General features: G+C 64.4%; 17 protein-coding genes and 1 tRNA gene. 15 read left to right on the top strand and 3 right to left on the bottom strand.

The features are described from left to right. The first annotated feature begins 65 nt into the window (after nt 1-65). Nucleotides 66-140: transfer RNA gene (locus DBR47_RS00220), tRNA-Arg, on the top strand. 306 nt (nt 141-446) lie between these two features. Here the strand turns inward: DBR47_RS00220 and DBR47_RS00215 are convergent. Further along, a complete protein-coding gene (locus DBR47_RS00215) occupies nt 447-2,054 on the bottom strand; it encodes an iron ABC transporter permease (RefSeq protein ID WP_124445997.1) in 1,608 nt (535 codons plus the stop codon). Nucleotides 2,055-2,227: 173 nt separating this feature from the next. Between DBR47_RS00215 and DBR47_RS00210 the strand changes: the two genes are divergently transcribed. The 12 genes from DBR47_RS00210 to DBR47_RS00155 all read left to right on the top strand — a co-directional run bounded on the left by DBR47_RS00210 (nt 2,228) and on the right by DBR47_RS00155 (nt 11,787). Further along, nucleotides 2,228-3,379 carry an ABC transporter ATP-binding protein gene (locus DBR47_RS00210; protein ID WP_124445996.1) on the top strand — a complete coding sequence of 384 codons (1,152 nt, stop codon included), beginning with the start codon at nt 2,228-2,230 and terminating at the stop codon, nt 3,377-3,379. Between the two features lie 245 nt (nt 3,380-3,624). Beyond that, a complete protein-coding gene (locus tag DBR47_RS00205; RefSeq protein WP_124445995.1) occupies nt 3,625-5,073 on the top strand; it encodes a S41 family peptidase in 1,449 nt (482 codons plus the stop codon). An 84-nt stretch (nt 5,074-5,157) separates the two neighbouring features. Further along, nucleotides 5,158-5,919 carry a molybdopterin-synthase adenylyltransferase MoeB gene (locus DBR47_RS00200; protein WP_124445994.1) on the top strand — a complete coding sequence of 254 codons (762 nt, stop codon included), beginning with the start codon at nt 5,158-5,160 and terminating at the stop codon, nt 5,917-5,919. A gap of 61 nt (nt 5,920-5,980) precedes the next feature. Next, nucleotides 5,981-6,871 (top strand): TIGR00730 family Rossman fold protein, encoded by an 891-nt coding sequence (locus DBR47_RS00195; RefSeq protein ID WP_124445993.1) that lies wholly within the window; start codon nt 5,981-5,983, stop codon nt 6,869-6,871. A 129-nt stretch (nt 6,872-7,000) separates the two neighbouring features. Beyond that, nucleotides 7,001-7,921, top strand: a complete 921-nt coding sequence (gene rocF / locus DBR47_RS00190) for an arginase (RefSeq protein WP_124445992.1) — start codon at nt 7,001-7,003, stop codon at nt 7,919-7,921. A 236-nt stretch (nt 7,922-8,157) separates the two neighbouring features. Beyond that, the gene (locus DBR47_RS00185; RefSeq protein ID WP_124445991.1) at nt 8,158-8,898 is read left to right on the top strand and encodes a PEP-CTERM sorting domain-containing protein; all 741 of its coding nucleotides are present in this window, start codon (nt 8,158-8,160) and stop codon (nt 8,896-8,898) included. A gap of 2 nt (nt 8,899-8,900) precedes the next feature. Beyond that, entirely contained in the window at nt 8,901-9,197 is a 297-nt protein-coding gene (locus DBR47_RS00180) for a DUF6916 family protein (RefSeq protein ID WP_124445990.1), read from the top strand. Between the two features lie 37 nt (nt 9,198-9,234). Then, the gene (locus DBR47_RS00175) at nt 9,235-9,747 is read left to right on the top strand and encodes a phage tail protein (protein ID WP_124445989.1); all 513 of its coding nucleotides are present in this window, start codon (nt 9,235-9,237) and stop codon (nt 9,745-9,747) included. A gap of 62 nt (nt 9,748-9,809) precedes the next feature. Beyond that, entirely contained in the window at nt 9,810-10,328 is a 519-nt protein-coding gene (locus DBR47_RS00170) for a phage tail protein (protein WP_124445988.1), read from the top strand. A 10-nt stretch (nt 10,329-10,338) separates the two neighbouring features. Continuing rightward, nucleotides 10,339-10,857: a phage tail protein gene (locus tag DBR47_RS00165; RefSeq protein WP_124445987.1), complete on the top strand. Its 519-nt coding sequence runs from the start codon at nt 10,339-10,341 to the stop codon at nt 10,855-10,857. Nucleotides 10,858-10,862: 5 nt separating this feature from the next. Then, complete coding sequence (locus DBR47_RS00160; RefSeq protein WP_124445986.1) at nt 10,863-11,378, top strand: GNAT family N-acetyltransferase; 516 nt, start codon at nt 10,863-10,865, stop codon at nt 11,376-11,378. Beyond that, entirely contained in the window at nt 11,365-11,787 is a 423-nt protein-coding gene (locus tag DBR47_RS00155) for a DUF6916 family protein (protein WP_124445985.1), read from the top strand. The genes DBR47_RS00160 and DBR47_RS00155 overlap by 14 nt, the downstream gene beginning before the upstream one ends. 16 nt (nt 11,788-11,803) lie before the next feature. Here DBR47_RS00155 and DBR47_RS00150 read toward each other — a convergent pair whose 3' ends face one another. After that, complete coding sequence (locus DBR47_RS00150) at nt 11,804-12,652, bottom strand: DUF429 domain-containing protein (RefSeq protein WP_231512056.1); 849 nt, start codon at nt 12,650-12,652, stop codon at nt 11,804-11,806. Between the two features lie 42 nt (nt 12,653-12,694). Between DBR47_RS00150 and DBR47_RS00145 the strand changes: the two genes are divergently transcribed. Both DBR47_RS00145 and DBR47_RS00140 read left to right on the top strand, forming a co-directional pair. Then, nucleotides 12,695-14,239, top strand: coding sequence for a S10 family peptidase (locus tag DBR47_RS00145; protein WP_124445984.1), 1,545 nt, complete (start codon nt 12,695-12,697; stop codon nt 14,237-14,239). Further along, nucleotides 14,236-15,309 (top strand): asparaginase, encoded by a 1,074-nt coding sequence (locus tag DBR47_RS00140; RefSeq protein WP_124445983.1) that lies wholly within the window; start codon nt 14,236-14,238, stop codon nt 15,307-15,309. The genes DBR47_RS00145 and DBR47_RS00140 overlap by 4 nt, the downstream gene beginning before the upstream one ends. On the opposite strand, the gene DBR47_RS25310 is transcribed toward DBR47_RS00140, so the two are convergent. After that, the gene (locus DBR47_RS25310) at nt 15,296-16,852 is read right to left on the bottom strand and encodes a methyl-accepting chemotaxis protein (protein WP_124445982.1); all 1,557 of its coding nucleotides are present in this window, start codon (nt 16,850-16,852) and stop codon (nt 15,296-15,298) included. The two genes, DBR47_RS00140 and DBR47_RS25310, sit on opposite strands and share 14 nt — an antisense overlap. Between the last annotated feature and the right edge of the window lie 111 nt (nt 16,853-16,963).

The following is a 16,963-nucleotide window of genomic DNA, read 5'->3' as shown; positions in this document are numbered from 1 at the left end:
GCCGAGCTTGCTCAGAGACGCCCTCAACTCATGCGAGAATTCGCGCCGCCCTGTCTCAGGGCGATCTCTCCGTAGTTCAATGGATAGAACGGCCGCCTCCTAAGCGGCAAATACAGGTTCGATTCCTGTCGGAGGGACCAACCCAAATCCAAGATCCCAGTGGGCTCTTGGATTTGGGTTGGAAGTTCGGCCGGGTTTGTCCGCCCTACCCACGCGCACACCCACACGCCCGGTGGGCTCTTGGATGTGAGTTGGGAAATCAACCGGGTTCATCTGACCACTCAATGTGCAACGCCAGACGCCCGGTGGGCTCTTGAGTTTGGGTTGGAAGATCAGCCGAATTCATCTGCCTGACCCTATGCTCAAGCCCGACTGCCCGGTGGGCTCTTGGACTTGAGTTGGGAAATCAGCCGGGTCATCTCCCTGCCCCTGCCCCAGCCCCCGCCTCACCCCCTCCTCAGCGCTCTCGACAACATCAACACCGGCACCAGGCCGACGATGACGATGGCCAGCGAAGGCAAGGCGGCCTCACCCAAGCGTTCATCCCGCGCCAGCTGATAGGCCACCACCGCCAAGGTGTCGCTGTTGAAGGGCCGCAGTACCAGGGTGGCGGGTAGCTCCTTCATCACATCCACAAACACCAGCAAGGCCGCGGCGAGCGCCGAACGCGCCAGCAGGGGCGCATGCAGCTCCATGAACAAACGGCGGCGGCTGGCGCCCAGCAGACGGGCGGTCTCGTCCACATTGCGGGAGATGCGTGAATAGCCCGCCTCCACCGACTGCAAAGCCACGCCCGAGAAGCGCACCAGATAGGCGTAGACCAGACCGGTGATGGTGCCGGTGATGATGGAGGTCAGGCCCAGCTGGGGCGCATGTTCTTGCAGCCAGCCCAAGGGCAGCAGAATGCCCACGGCGATCACCGCGCCCGGTACGGCATAGCCCAGGGAGACGATGCGGGTGGCGCCCTTCAGCCAGACCCCGCCCGCACTCATGCGCTGGGCATAGGCCAGCACCAAGGCCATGGCCACCGCCAGCACCGAGGAAATGCCGGCCAGCTTCAAGCTGGTCAGGCCCCACTGCACAAAGCGCTCCAGCGGCAGACCGAATTCGCCGTAGCGGGCCTCCAGCCACATCAGCTTGAGCAAGGCGACCACAGGCAACACAAAGCCCAGCAAGATGGGCAGGCTGCACAGCAGCAAAGCAGCGGCTGCCGCCCAGCCGCGCAAACGCATGGGCCGGGCCTCGGCCGCATGCAGGGCACCACTGCGGCTGCCGGCGAAGCGCAGACGCGCTTGCGAACGGCGCTCCAGCCACAAGAGCCCGGCCACCAGCAGCAATAGCACCGAGGCCAGCTGGGCCGCAGCCATGCGGTCATTCATCACCAGCCAGGCCTTGTAGATGCCGGTGGTCAAGGTGGTGAGGCCGAAGTACGCGCCCACGCCGTAGTCCGCCAGCGTCTCCATCAAAGCCAGGGCCAGGCCCGCTGCCAAGGCCGGCCGGGCCAGGGGCAAGGCCACCTCGCGCACCCGGCGCAAGGTACCAGCGCCCAACAAGCGGGCAGTTTCCATCAAGCCCACGGCGCGCTCATTCAGAGCCGTGCGGGTCAGCAGATAGACATAGGGATAGAGGCAGACGATGAACAAGGCGATGGCGCCGGGCAGACTGCGCACATCGGGCCAGAGCGCCCCCTGGGCGCCGGTCCAAGCGCGCAGCGTCATTTGCAGCATGCCGCTGTATTGCAAGGCGTCGGTGTATGCGTAGGCGGCCACATAGGCCGGCATGGCCATGGGCAGCAGCAAGGCCCATTCGAAGACGCGTCGGCCGGGAAAGTCGAACAAACTCACTGCCGCCGCCGTGGCCCCGCCCAGCAGCACCACACCCAGGCCCACGCCCGCGCACAGCAGCAAGGAAGCCCAGGCATAGCCCGGCAAGACGGTAGCGAACTGGTGCTGCAACATGGCCCAGGACTGCGCGTCCAGCACCAGCCAGGAGCCCAGAATCCCCAGCACGGGCACGGCCAGGGCGAAACAAACAAGGGTGATCAGTCGCAACATGCGCAGCGGAGGCGGATTCAAAAAGTTCGGCTGGGGCCAAATACAAGCCAAACCAGCAGTGGAGGAGAAAACAGCGCGATTCCGCTTGATTTCCGTCAATGAGCGGTCAGGAGCGTCAACAATGCGAACGATGCGCATTTAGATTTTTCCGCCGGGGCGCTATCATAAGGCCCATGTTTCTTGCACTCGACCGCGTCGGGCTGCGCTATCCGGGCTCTGCGGCCGCGGCCGGCGTCGCCAAGTCCCAAGCCCCCTCCTTCGCCACTGCCGCCGCTGGCATGGGCCGCCAGCCTGGCCAGGCGGTGCATCAGGTCAGCCTGAGCTTGTCGGCCGGGCAGATTGGCGTGTTGATCGGCCCCTCGGGCTGCGGCAAGACCTCGCTGCTGCGCTGCATCGCTGGCCTGGAACAGCTGGAGACCGGCCGCATCAGCATTGCCGGCGAGGCGCTGGCCGATGCCAGCCTGGGCCTTCATCTGCCGCCCGAGGCCCGCCGCATCGGCATGGTGTTTCAGGATTACGCCCTCTTCCCGCATCTCTCGGTCAGCGATAACGTGGGCTTCGGCCTGCGTCATCTGGCGCGCGGCGAGCGCGCCCAGCGCATCCAGGAGGTGCTGGAACTGGTGGGCCTGGCGCATGCGGCCAAGCGCGCGCCGCACCAGCTCAGCGGCGGCCAGCAGCAGCGTGTGGCCTTGGCCCGCGCCCTGGCGCCGGCCCCGCGCCTGCTCTTGCTGGACGAGCCCTTCTCTAGCCTGGACGTCGATCTGCGCGAGCACTTGTCGCAAGAGCTGCGCGGCATTCTGCAAGCCAGTGGCACGACCGCTCTCTTCGTCACCCACGACCAGGCCGAGGCCTTTGCCATCGGCGATGTGGTGGGCGTGATGCACCAAGGTCAGCTGGAGCAATGGGACGCGGCCTACACCGTCTACCACCGCCCAGCCACCCGCTTCGTGGCCGACTTCATCGGCCACGGCGTGTTCACCCCCGGCCGTATCGTGGCGGGCGAGGACGGCCCGCTGGTGCAAACCCCCGTGGGCAGCCTCAAGGATGTTGAGGCCTGCGCGCTGGCCAGCGCCTACCCCGGCGGCCGCTGCGATGTGCTCTTGCGCGCCGACGACATCGTGCACGACGATCTGGCGCCGGTGCAGGCCAAGATTGAGCGCAAGATCTTCCGCGGCGCCGACTTTCTCTACACCCTGCGCCTGGCCTCGGGCGAACAGCTGATGGCCCATGTGCCCTCGCATCACGATCATCAGCTGGGCGAATGGATAGGCATTCGCGTCAATGTGGACCATGTGGTGACCTTCCCGGCCCTGGCGCCAAAGTAAAGTCAAAGTAAAGCCAAGGTGTTGCGCGAGTAAAGCTAACAAGCCGTGCACGCAGCTGCTACAAATCAGACACGATTTCGTCTCTTTGTTCACTTGAAAGCCGCGATTTAGCCCGTCAAATAGGGGTGTCTGCGAGGTGTTGGCCTGGAAGCGCCGCATATACTTGACCAGCGCGAGTCAAAACCTCTGCAGCCTGAATTCACACCGAGCTTTAATTGATCACACCCTTAGGAAACACTCGCAACATGGGCGCCAAATTGAAAGTTGCTGGATGGGTCGCCGTCGGGGCCGTTGCCGGCGCGCTGACCACCATGCAATTCCAGGCCAATGCACGCAGCAGCCTCTCGCCGCTGCCCTTGGAGGAATTGCAGCAGCTCGCAGCCGTTTTCGGCATGGTCAAGTCCGACTATGTGGAACCCGTTGACGAGAAAAAGCTGATCAACGACGCCATCGCCGGCATGGTCTCCGGCCTGGATCCGCACTCGCAGTTCTTCGACAAAAAGAACTTCAAAGAATTCCGTGAAGGCTCGACCGGCAAATTCGTCGGCGTGGGCATCGAAATCGGCATGGAAGACGGCCTGGTCAAGATCGTCTCCCCCATCGAAGGCTCACCGGCCTTCCGCGCCGGCCTCAAGAGCGGTGACCTGATCAGCAAGATCGACGACACGGCGGTGCGCGGCCTCACACTGGACCAAGCCGTCAAGCGTATGCGCGGCGAAGCCAACACCAAGGTTCAGCTGACCATCTACCGCAAGAACGAGAACCGCAGCTTCCCCGTCACCATCGTGCGCGAAGAGATCCACGCCCAAAGCGTGCGCTCCAAGATCGTCGAACCCGGCTATGCCTGGCTGCGCGTCAGCCAGTTCCAGGAAAGCACGGTCGAAGACTTCGCCAAAAAGCTGGAAGAAATCTACAAGCAAGAGCCCAATCTGAAGGGCTTGGTGCTGGACCTGCGCAATGACCCCGGCGGCCTGCTGGACGGCGCCGTGGCCATCTCCGCTGCCTTCCTGCCCAAGGACGTGGAAGTGGTCAGCACCAATGGCCAGATCCCCGAATCCAAGGCCAGCCTCAAGGCCAACCCCGACTTCTACGTCCGCCGTGGCGGCAACGACCCGCTGCGCAAACTGCCGGCAGCGTTGAAAAAGGTGCCCTTGGTGGTGCTGGTCAATGGTGGCTCGGCCTCGGCCAGCGAAATCGTCGCCGGCGCCCTGCAAGACCACAAGCGCGCCATCATCATGGGCGAGCAGACCTTCGGCAAGGGCTCCGTGCAGACCGTGCGTCAGCTGGGCCCGGAAACCGCGCTGAAGATCACCACCGCGCGTTACTACACCCCCAGCGGCCGCTCCATCCAGGCCAAGGGCATCGTGCCCGATGTGATGCTGGACGAAACCGCCGAGGGCAATGTCTTCGCCGCCTTCCGCACCCGTGAAGCCGATCTGGAGAAACATCTGGGCGGCGCCGACGAGGTCAAGGACGAAGCCGCCAACAAGGCCCGTGAAGCCGCCCGCGAGGAAGCCCGCCAAAAGCTTGAAGCCGAATACGCCAAGAAGCTGGAGCCGCCCAAGCCCCTGCCCGAATTCGGCTCGGCCCAGGACTTCCCGCTGACCCAGGCGCTCAACCAACTCAAGGGCCAGACCGTGCTGGTGTCTAAGACGGCCGTGGAGCGCAAGCCCGAAGCCAAGCCAGGCGAGTAAGCCCAGCCTCAGCACTCAAGCGCAAGCCCGCCGGATCCGTCCAGGCGGGCTTTGTTTTTTACCAAGCCACTATGCTTGCACCCCATGAATGACGAGCAACTGCTGCGCTACTCGCGCCACATCCTGCTGGACGAGATCGGCGTCGAAGGCCAGCAAACCCTGCTGCAATCCCATGCACTGATCATCGGCGCCGGCGGCCTGGGCTCGCCGGTGGCCCTCTACCTGGCCAGCGCCGGCTTGGGGCGCCTGACCCTGGTGGACCACGACACGGTGGATCTCACCAATCTGCAGCGCCAGATCGTGCACAGCACGGCCCGCATCGGCAGCCCCAAGGTGGAATCGGCCCGCCAGGGCCTGGCCGCCATCAATGCCGAGGTGCAGGTCACAGCCATCCAGCAACGCGCCGATGCCGCCCTGCTGGACGCGCTGGTGGCCCAGGCCGATGTGGTGCTGGACTGCTGCGACAACTTCGCCACCCGCCAGGCCATCAACCGCGCCTGCGTGGCCCACGCCAAGCCCCTGGTGTCGGGCGCGGCCATTGGCTTTGACGGGCAGATCAGCGTGTTTGACAGCCGCGCCAGCCGCCGCCCTGGCGCCCCCTGCTACGCCTGCCTATTCCCACCGGACAGCCCGGTCGAGGAAGTGCGCTGCGCCACCATGGGCGTGTTCGCGCCCCTGGTGGGCATCATCGGCAGCATGCAGGCCGCCGAGGCCTTGAAGTGCCTGCTGAACTTGGGCGATAGCTTGGCGGGCCGCCTGCTCATGCTGGACGCCCGCCGCATGGAGTGGAGCGAGATCCACGCCCAGGCCGACCCCAATTGCGCCGTCTGTTCCCCAAAAAACTGAGGGGCAAACTACCCATTTGTTTGCCTTCGCATGGCCCAGCCGGGCTGCGACACTTGCCTCCATGAACAAACGCAAAGACCTGACCGCGCGCAATTTCCCAAGCGCCAAAGACGAAGTCCGGGCCAACCAGCCCCGACCCGATTACGCCGGCCCCAACAGCGCGTACAAGCTCGCTTTCGACGACAGCGAGTTCCTGTTGCGAGATGAGTTGCGCCCCGTGCGCATGCAGCTGGAGTTGCTCAAACCCGAGCTGATCCAGCATGAGCAGGGCATCAAGTCCACCATCGTGATGTTTGGCAGCGCCCGCATCAAGCCGCGTGAGGACGCGCTGGAAGCCTTGGCGACGGCTCAAAAGCTTGGTGACGCCGCCGCGATCAAGCGCGCCGAAGCCCAGGTGGGCATGAGCCATTTCTACGAAGAGGCGCGCCGCTTCGCCGCCATCGTCACCCGCGCCTCGGCCGAGCGAGCCGACCCGATTTACATCGTCACCGGTGGCGGCCCCGGCATCATGGAAGCGGGCAATCGCGGCGCCTACGAGGTGGGCGGCAAGAGCATTGGCCTGAACATCGTGCTGCCACACGAGCAGCACCCCAACCCCTACATCACGCCCGAGCTGTGCTTCCGCTTCCACTACTTTGCGATGCGCAAGATGCACTTCCTGATGCGCTCGGTCGCCCTGGTCTGCTTCCCCGGCGGCTTCGGCACGCTGGACGAGTTGTTCGAGACCATGACGTTGATCCAGACCGGCAAATGCCGCCGTCGCCCCATCCTGATGTTCGGGCGCGAGTTCTGGACCCGGCTGATCAACTTCGAGCTGCTGATCGAAACGGGCATGATCAGCGCCGGTGATGAACAGCTCTTCCACTTCGTCGAAACCGCCGAAGAAGCTTGGGCCCTGCTGGAATCGACCTACGATCTGCATGCCCAACCCGCTGCCGGCGACGGGGTCTAAAACCGCAGCCATCGGGTGGACCTGCGGCCGGGGCGATAGACTGCTGGTTTGATGAACAAGTATGAGCGCTCAGAGCAGGCCACCCCAAAGGTCCCACTGCTGAGCGCTGCAGCAGCAAGGACTCCCCAGATGACCTCCCTCAGATCCGTTTCATTGATCGGCGCTCCCACCGATATCGGCGCCGGCGCACGCGGCGCCAGCATGGGCCCCGAAGCCCTGCGCGTGGCCGACCTCGCTGCCACCTTGGAGAGCCACGGCGTCGACGTGGTGGACCGTGGCAACTTGATGGGCCCGGCCAACCCCTGGCTGCCGCCGGTGGACGGCTACCGCCATCTGAACGAGGTGACGGCCTGGAACAAATCGGTGCACGAAGCCGTCTATGCCGAATTGAAGTTAGGTCGCATGCCCATCTTGCTGGGCGGTGACCACTGCCTGGGCCTGGGCTCCATCAGCGCCGTGGCCCGCCACTGCCGCGAGGTGGGCAAGAAGCTGCGCATTCTGTGGCTGGACGCCCATGCCGACTTCAACACCAGCGCCCTCACCCCCAGCGGCAATATCCACGGCATGCCCGTGGCCTGCCTGGCCGGTTTCGGCCCGCAACAGCTGATCGAGATCGGCGGCCAGGTGCCCGCCATCAACCCCAAGTGGGTGCGCCAGATCGGCATCCGCAGCGTGGACGCTGGCGAAAAGCGCTTTGTGCACGAGCAAGAGCTGGAAGTCTTCGATATGCGCTATATCGACGAGATGGGCATGCGCCACACCATGGAGTTAGCCCTGGCCACGCTGGACGCCAACACCCATCTGCATGTCAGCTTCGACGTCGACTTCCTGGACCCCGACATCGCCCCCGGCGTGGGCACCACCGTGCCCGGGGGCCCGACCTACCGCGAGGCCCAGCTGTGCATGGAGATGATTGCCGACACCGGCTTCATGGCCTCGTTGGACGTGATGGAACTCAACCCCGCCCTGGACCTGCAGAACAAGACGGCCAAGGTGGCGGTGGATTTGATCGAGTCGCTGTTTGGCAAGTCGACCTTGATGAGGAAGTAAGCTTGCCCTGCCTGCGGCAGACAGCAAAAGCACTCCGATGAGAAAGTCAGTTTGCCCTGCTTTTGACACGCAAGCAGGCACAGAAAGCGGGGACCTTCGGGTCCCCTTTTTTTCGTTCGTTACACAAAGAATGCGAGAACAAGGGGATGACAGCGTCCCCCATGAGGGCTACATTGCATCGCGAACTCGTGAACAAAGTCACGCGCTCACACACTGCGTTGCCAAGGAGCTGATGTATGAAGCCTTCCTCCTCTCGCAGCCGGCTCGCCGGCCTCTCCCGTCCTTGCTGGGCCTGGATTTTGAGTGCCGCACTGGCCGGCCTTGGCGCCAGCGGTGCCGCTCAAGCGGCCTTTGACGGCCCGGTCACCATCAGCCTGTTTTCACCGGGTGGCTTGGTCGGTGACGCAAGCAACACCATCAATACCTTTGACCAGGTCAGCGGTGCCGACGGCCTCAAGCTCTCGCCTGGCGATGGCAGCAATATCGGTGGCTGGATGCTGAGCCTGGAGCAGATCAGCTTCCAGGGCCAAAGCATCAATCTGCGCATTGGCGTGGGCGCTGTGCTCAACGAAGGTTTGCCCAATGAACAATGGGTGACGGGTTATCTGGGTGACAGCAGCGCTCACGCCCGCTACCAGTTCAACAACCTCAGCCTCACGGGCAAGACCATCGTGGGCCTTAGCATCACCGACAAAGATGGCTTCCTAAGCACCGGTTTCAGCGGCCTGCAAAGCCCCAGCACACCCAGCAGCTATGTGCATCTGCTCAGTGGCAACTCGTTCAGCGTGGACCTGGACAGCCTGGTGCTCAAGAACCGAGGCACCGGCCAAAGCGGCGGCTACGCCGATATCAGCATCCAGCTGATCACCCAAGCCGTGCCCGAGCCGGCCAGCGCTGTGCTCTTGCTGGGCGGTGGCCTGCTGCTGGCCGTGGGCCTGCGCAGGCGCCAGGACAAAGACACTCGCCCCTTGAGCTGAACATGGAGCTGAGCCAGTTCCAGGCCGAGCTGGGCCAGGGCTTTGAGCTGCCAGGCGCTCAGCTGCCCATCCGGCTGACCTTGCAAGAGGCCCGAGCCTTGTCTGCGACGGCCGTACCCGGTCAACGCCAGGCCTTTTCCCTGCTCTTTGCCGGGCCCGCCCAGCCCGCTCTTGAGCAAGGCCTCTACAGCTTGCGCAAGCTCGGTGAGAGCGGGGCCGAGCCCGGAGAGCTGGAAATATTTCTGGTGCCCGTCGGCGCCGACGCTCAGGGCAGGCAGTACGAGGCCATTTTCAACTGATCTTCTCGCTGGGCTCTTTCTAGAGATTGGAGACACCATGTCTGAACCGTTTCTTGGCCAGATCAGCATCGTCAGCTTCAACTACCCGCCCAGGGGCTGGGCTTTTTGCAATGGGCAGCTGATGTCCATCAACCAGAACCAGGCCCTGTTCTCCATCCTCGGCACGACCTACGGCGGCGATGGGCGAGTCACTTTTGCACTGCCGGATCTGCGCGGCCGCGTTCCGCGTTACAGCAGCAATGCCTGGCCCTTGGGCAGCCGAGCAGGTGAAGAAGCCCATACCCTGACGACCCTCGAAATGCCCCAGCATCAGCACGGCCTGCAGGCCAGCGGCGATATCGCCAACGCCAGCGTGCCAGGCTTGGCCGTACCGGCAGCCAAAGCCCGCGGTGGACGCGATATCTATGCCCCAGCGGCGACCTCGGTCGGCCCCCTCAATCCGGCCGCGGTGACGAACACCGGGGCTAGCCAAGCGCATACCAATATGCAGCCCTTCTTAACCCTCAGCTTCATCATCGCCTTGCAAGGCATCTTCCCCTCGCGCAACTGAGCGGGCGGTACGGAGAGGCTCAGCCAATCAATCGCGCCCCAGGCGCACAGGAAAGGACCGCCATGGCCAATCCCTTTGTGGGTGAGATCCGCATGTTCGGGGGCAACTTCGCCCCCGCGGGCTGGATGTTTTGCGATGGCAGCACCCTGCCCATCTCGGAGTACGAGACCCTCTTCAATCTGATCGGCACCACCTACGGCGGTGACGGCCAGCAGAGCTTTGCCCTGCCCGATCTGCGCGGCCGCCTGCCCATGCACCAAGGCCAAAGCCCTGGCTCAGGGGGCCACACCCTCGGAGAAATAGGCGGTGTAGAAGACGTCACCTTGATGGTCCCGCATCTCCCTGCCCACAGCCACCAGCTTTCGGCCAGCAGCACGGTGGCCGTGGCCACGGCCGGCCCCTCCGGCGTATTGGCGGCATCGAGCAGCGCCCAGTACTACGGCAGCGGCCAACCCACGAGCGATATGGCGGCGGTGGCCATCACGAGCCAGGGCGGCAGCCAGCCCCACAGCAATATGGCCCCCTTCCAAACGGTGAGCTTCATCATCTCGCTGTTTGGCATCTACCCTTCGCAGGCTTGAGGAGCACAGCATGGCCGATCCTTTTGTCGCCGAGATCCGTATCTTCGCGGGCAACTTCCCGCCCCGCGGCTGGGCCACCTGCGACGGACAGTTGCTGCCCATCGCTCAGAACACCGCCTTGTTTTCCTTGCTGGGCACCAATTTTGGAGGCGATGGTCGCAGCACCTTTGGCCTGCCCAATCTGGCGGGCCGCTCGCCCATGTTCTGGGGTGCGGGGCCGGGCTTGAGCGAGCGCGTGTTGGGTGAAACTGGGGGCAGTGAATCCATCACCCTGCAGCCCAGCCAAATGCCTGCCCACCGCCACGGTCTGAAGGCCGCACTCGCCCCCACCACCGGCATGCCCAGCGCCAGCGTGGCCTTGTCGCCCACCAATGGCGGCAATATCTACCGCGCCTCAGGCACGCCACAGCTGATGGCCCCACAAACCCTGGGTGCTGCGGGCGGCGGCCAGCCGCATAACAATCTGCAGCCCTTTCTAACGCTGACCTTCATCATCGCCCTGGTCGGCATCTACCCACCGCGCGGCTGAGCCTCATGCAGCTGCGCCCAGCGACCCCGGCCGATCAAGCCTTTTTAAAGGCCGTCTACGCCAGCACACGCGCGGACGAGTTGGCCTTGCTGAGCGATTGGGATGAGGCGGCTGTACAGGCTTTTGTCGAGATGCAGTATCAGGCGCAGAACAGCTTCTACCACCAGCAGTATCCACAAGCCGAACACAGCATCATCCTCAGCAACGGCGAGGCCGTCGGTCGCTTGTGGCTGGCTCGCCTGGCCACCGAGCTAGGCCTGCTGGACCTCAGCCTGCTGCCGCCTTGGCGAGGTCAGGGCTTGGGCAGGCAATGCCTGCGCCATCTGCAAGCGCAGGCAACCCAGCTAGGCCAGGCACTGAGCCTGCATGTCGAGATCAACAACCCGGCGCAGCGGCTTTATCAAGCCCTGGGCTTTGAAGTTCAGGGCCAGCAAGGCCGGCATCTGCATATGCTGTGGCGCCCCGTCGCCACGGCCCAACCTGAAGTCTGTGAAAGGCAAGCCCATCATGAACAAGCGTGAATTTGTCTTGAGCGGCTGCGCCGGCCTGCTGGGCGGCGGCCTTCCCGTGGCGGCTCTGGCCGAATGCCGTAGCCAAGCCCTGCCGCCACTGCGTGATGCCCACAGCCTGGCTGACTGGCAAGCTTTTGTGGGCCAGTGCTTTGAGGTCCTGGGGCAGCCGGGGCTGAGCCTGCGGCTGCTCGCCGTTCAGGGCGAGGCCTGCGCCCAGCCGCAAGCAGGGCTGCAGCAGTTTCATCTGAGCTTTGCCCTGCAAGGGCCAGGGGCGGCGACGCTTCAAACAAGCAGCGGCCAGATTCTGCACCTGCAACACAAGGCCAGCGCGCAAGAAACCGCCTTGTTCTTGCAAGCCGCAGCGCCCTCAACTGAGCACGACGCCCGGCTGCAAGCCAGCTTCAGCCTGCTGGCCTGAGCGCAGTGCTAGGCATTCAGGCGCTGACAATCCAGCCTTCCAAGGGGTCGATGCCGTCTGGCAGCCCCCAACGCGGCCGCCCCTGGGCCCAGCCCGCTTGCAGAAGACATAACACCGCGTCCAGACGGTCACCACTGGCATCATCCACCAAGGCCTCGCGCTGGGCATGCGTGAGCTTGAGTCGCAGGCCCAGACGGCTGCGCCCTTGCTCCAGGGCCTCCAGCAAGTCCTTGCGGGCGATCAGACGTTCGGGCGTCTGCTTGGCTTTGTCATCGCTTTTATAGCTGCGCCGCCCCAGGATCTCGCGCGCCAACAGGCCCGGGTAGGCTTCCAGCGCCACCCGCTGCGGGTCCGCCTCATGCACACCCGCCAGCGTCACGCCGGCTTGGCGCAGCAGCGGCACGCCGGCATGCATCATGAAGGCCACCGGCGGGTTGACCCATTTCATGCTGGGCGAGGCGCCGGCCGGGCCGTCGCAACTGCGGTGAGCGAACTTGGCACCCACGGGGCGTGCGGCGCAAAAAGCCGCGAAAGTGGCGCGGACCTGCTCGCGGCTCAAGCCGCAAAAATGGTCCATCAGACCGGCCCATTGCTGGGGCCAACCGAGTTGTTCGACCAGCTCGCGCGGCAGGCCAAAAGGCAGATCAAAACCGCCTAGCCAGGGACCGGGTTCTTGCAGAAACACGGCCAGAGCCGCCAGCGTGTCAAAACTTTGCAAGCGTTCCAAACGCAAGACCTGACCCTGTAGATGGCCAAGCGCCATCACCACGGGTTTGCGCTTGCTGGGCGCGCTGCTGAAATCAAGCCCTAGCAGGCGTTGCGGCATGGGCAAAGCCGGCCGGGCGGAGGAAGAGATAGAGTGCATCCACAGCACTGTATCGATAGAAACAGCCAGGAGACTTCGGCGATGAGCGAGACCCCCAGCCCGGAAACGAGCAAGCCAGACAGCAAACCCAGCACCAGCAGCCCGGTGCTTGAACAAATCGTCACGACCGAGCACAAGCTGCAGGTCGGCAAGAACACCCTGCATTATCAGGCCACTTGCGGCACCGTCGTGCTGCGCGAGCCCGACTCCAGCGAACCCGAGGGCAAGGGCCAGTTCAAGGGCGACAAGGCACGCGCCAGCGTGTTCTTCATCGCCTACACGCTGAAGAACAAGAGCAGCAAAGCGGCCGAGCAGCGCCCCATCACCTTCAGCTTCAATGGCGGGCCGGGCAGCTCCAGCGTCTGGCTGCATCTGGGCATCTTGGGGCCGCAGCGCGTGCCCACCGATGAAATGGGCCAGTGCGGCGCGCCACCCTATGGCCTGACCGAGAACGAGCACACCCTGCTGACGGACTCCGACCTGGTCTTCATCGACCCGGTAGGCACCGGCCACTCGCGTGTGGCCGAGGGTGAGAAGATGGCCGAGTTCCACGACTACCAGCGCGATCTGGACTCGGTGGGCGAATTCATCCGCCTCTACCTGACTCGCCACGGCCGCTGGGCCAGCCCCAAATACCTGATCGGTGAGAGCTATGGCACGACGCGCGCAGCCGGTCTCTCGCGCCATCTGCAGGACAAACACAATATCCATGTCAATGGCCTGATGCTGGTCTCGCTGGCGGTGGACTTCCAGACCCTCAGCTTCGATCACGGCAACGAGCTGCCCTACCCGCTCTTCCTGCCCACCTACGCCGCCACCGCCTGGTACCACAAGGCTCTCAGCCCGGCCATGCAGAAAAAGTCCTTGAAGACTGTGGTGGCCGAGGCCGAGGCCTTTGCCAATGGCGACTATCTGCTGGCCCTGCACCAGGGCTCCAAACTCGGCACGGAGGAGCGTCAGCGCATCGCCGAAGGCCTGGCGCGTTTCAGCGGCCTCTCCGCCGCCTATCTGCTGCGCTGCGATCTGCGCCCGACCGAGTTCCGCTTCTTCAAGGAGCTGCTGCGCGAACGCGGCCAGACCGTGGGTCGACTGGACAGCCGCTTTCTAGGCCTAGACCGCGACGATGCGGGCGAGCAGGCCGAGGAAGACGCCGGCATGAACAATCTGGTCGGCGCCTATGCCGTGGGCATCAACCGCCTGCTGTTCGAGACCTTGCAGTTCAAGAGCGACTCGCCCTACAAGGTGATCTCGCCCCTGTGGCAGAGCTGGACCTGGAAGGGCTTCGAGAACAAATACGTCAATGTGGGCGACAGCCTGCGCCGCGCCCTGCATGCCAGCCCCACGATGCGGGTCTATGTGGCCAGCGGTTATTACGATCTGGCCACACCCCATGCGGCGGGCGACTACACCCTCAACCATCTGGGCCTGCGCCCGCCCTTGCAAGGCCAGATCCAGGTCAGCTATTTCGAGGCCGGCCACATGATGTATATCCACCAGCCCTCGCTGGCACGCATGGCTCAGGAGCTGCGCCTTTTTGTGCGCGCAGACTCGGCAAGCCCAAAGAAATCAAAAGGAACCCCAGCGTGAGCACCCCCAACAATCCCGTCCTGGTCGAGGTCTTGCGCGGCGACACCGTCGAGTCGCGCCACAGCGGCTCCCTGGCTCTGGTGGATGCCGATGGGCATCTGGTCTGCGCCCTGGGCGATGTGGAGCGGCCCATCTTCCCCCGCTCCGCCGTCAAGGTCTTGCAAGCCCTGCCCCTGGTCGCCAGCGACGCGGCCGATCGCTTTGCTCTCAGCCAGGCCGAGTTGTCCATCGCCTGCGCCTCCCACAGCGGTGAGCCGGCCCATGTGGCCACGTCCCTGGGCCTGCTGCGAAAGCTGGGCCTGGATGAAAGCGCGCTGGAATGCGGCACCCAATGGCCCGGCCGCGAGCCAGTGCTGCGCGGCATGCTGAGCCGGGGCGAGCAGGCCAGCGCCTTGCACAACAACTGCTCGGGCAAGCATGCTGGCTTTGTCTGCGTGGCCTGTCAGATGGCCTTGGCGCAAGGCCGCGAGCCGGCCGAGTTTGCGCGCGGCTATGTGGCCCCCGAGCATCCGCTGATGCGCGAGATCACCGCCGCCCTGAGCGCCGCCACCGGCCGCGATCTGGAGCGAGCACCGCGTGGCACCGACGGCTGCTCCATTCCCACTTTTGCTGTGCCCCTGCGCGATCTGGCCCTGGCCTTCGCTCGCGTGGGCACAGGCCAAGGCCTGAGCCCGGCGCATGCGCAGGCGGCCAAGCGCCTGCGCCAGGCCGTGGCGGCAGAACCTTTTTACGTGGCAGGCACCGACCGTTTCGACACCGTGTTGATGCAGGCCCTGGGCGAGCGCCTGTTCTGCAAGGTCGGGGCCGAGGGCGTCTACTGCGCGGCCCTGCCCGAGCTGGGCCTGGGCCTGGCCTTGAAGATCGACGACGGCCAGGTGCGCGGCGCCGAATGCGCCATGGCCGCCGTGGCCCAGGCCTTGCTGCAGGACCTCAGCCCTGCGGCGGCGGACTTGTTAAGCCGCAACGCCAATCTGCCCCTGCACAACTGGCGCGGCCTCCATGTGGGCGCGGTGCGCGCCAGCGCCGACTTGCGCAAAAGCTTGCAGGCCTTGAACCTCAGGCCAGCTTGAACACCGCCACCGACTGTGCCAAGGCGCTGGCCTGCTCCTGCAGGCTTTGCGCGGCGGCGGCGGACTGCTCCACCAGGGCCGCGTTCTGCTGCGTCATATCGTCCAGATTGGCGATGGCCAGGCTGATCTGGTTGATGCCCGTGCTCTGCTCATTCGAGGCCAGGCTGATCTCGGAAACGATGTGACTGACCCGGCCGATCGAGGCCACGATCTCCTGCATGGTGTCGCCCGCGCGCTCCACCAGCTGAGCGCCGCTTTCCACGCTCTCGCTGCTGGCGGTGATCAAGGTCTTGATCTCCTTGGCGGCCTCGGCCGAGCGCTGGGCCAGGCTGCGCACCTCGGCCGCCACGACGGCAAAGCCGCGGCCCTGCTCGCCCGCACGCGCCGCCTCGACGGCGGCATTCAGGGCCAGGATATTGGTCTGGAAGGCGATGCCGTCGATGACGGCGGTGATGTCGCTGATCTTGCGCGAAGACTCGCTGATACGGCCCATGGTGTTCACCACATCCCCCACCACCTGCCCGCCGCGCTGGGCCACCAGGGCGGCATCTTGAGCCAGTTGATTCGCCTGCCGAGACGATTCGGCGTTATGCCCCACGCTGGCGGTGAGTTGCTCCATGGCCGAGGAGGTTTCCTCCAGATTCGAGGCCGCCTGCTCGGTGCGCTGACTCAGATCATGGCTGCCTATGGCCACCTCGCGTGAGGCGGTGGCGATGCTGTCGGTGGCGCCGCGCACGCCGCTGACCACGGCGCTGAGCGAGTCCTGCATGGCTTGCACGCCGCGCATCATGACGGCGGTTTCATCCCGACCACTGGTGCGAACCGCCTGGCGCAAATCATGCTCGGCAATCCGCGAGGTGGCATCGGCCGCCTCCTTCAGCGGGCGCAGGATGGAGCGGATATTGAGCGCGGTGAAGATGCCGATCAAGAGCACGCAGCCGATCAAAACAAAGACAAAGGCCAGCTGGATCAAACGATCCTGCTCACGGATGGCAGCCAAGGTGTTCTCGGAGTTCTTGTCGATCTTGAGCGTCATCTCGGCCAAGATCTTGTCCACCTCGCGCACCGGTCCCTTGACCGGCTCCAGCGCCTGATTGGCCGCATGGGTGTCAGCGAACTCATTCCTTTCGGCGCGCTCGGCCACGGCCAGGAAGCCGCGCCGGTACTCGCCCAGGGACTTCATCAAGTCCAATGGGTAATGCTTCAAATCCTCCACCAGATCCAGCTTCTCGATGAGCTTCAAACCTTCGATCGATTTGTCAAAGGCGCTCAACCAATCGGCGTGGTATTTGGCCGTGGCCTTGGGGTCTCCCAGATTGATCAGCAGGTCTTTCTCATAGCGACGCAGATTGCCGACGCCGGCCCGCACATTGGCCAGCTGGGTCAGCGCCTCTACATCGTTATCTACATAGTGCGAAAAGTCTTCGCGAGAATGCCTCTGACTCAGCAGGCCGTAGCCGCCAATCAGCAGCATGGCCGCGATGGCCATGGCGGCCAAGGCATAAAGCCGGGCCCGGATGGTGTAGTTGCGAAGCGAAAACATCTGACTTCTCCCGACTGCTGATGGGCACCAAGGGCCAGGCACGAGGCCGCAGCGACAACGCGGCGGCAACTCATGTCTTGGCGCTACGCTATCAGGAAGCCCCAGGCGGGA

It is taken from the genome of Paucibacter sp. KBW04, assembly GCF_003852425.1.
Classification (GTDB): Bacteria; Pseudomonadota; Gammaproteobacteria; order Burkholderiales; family Burkholderiaceae_C; genus Paucibacter_A.
Note: the sequence above shows the minus strand (reverse complement) of the source record. Positions and strands in the feature narration are given on the sequence as shown.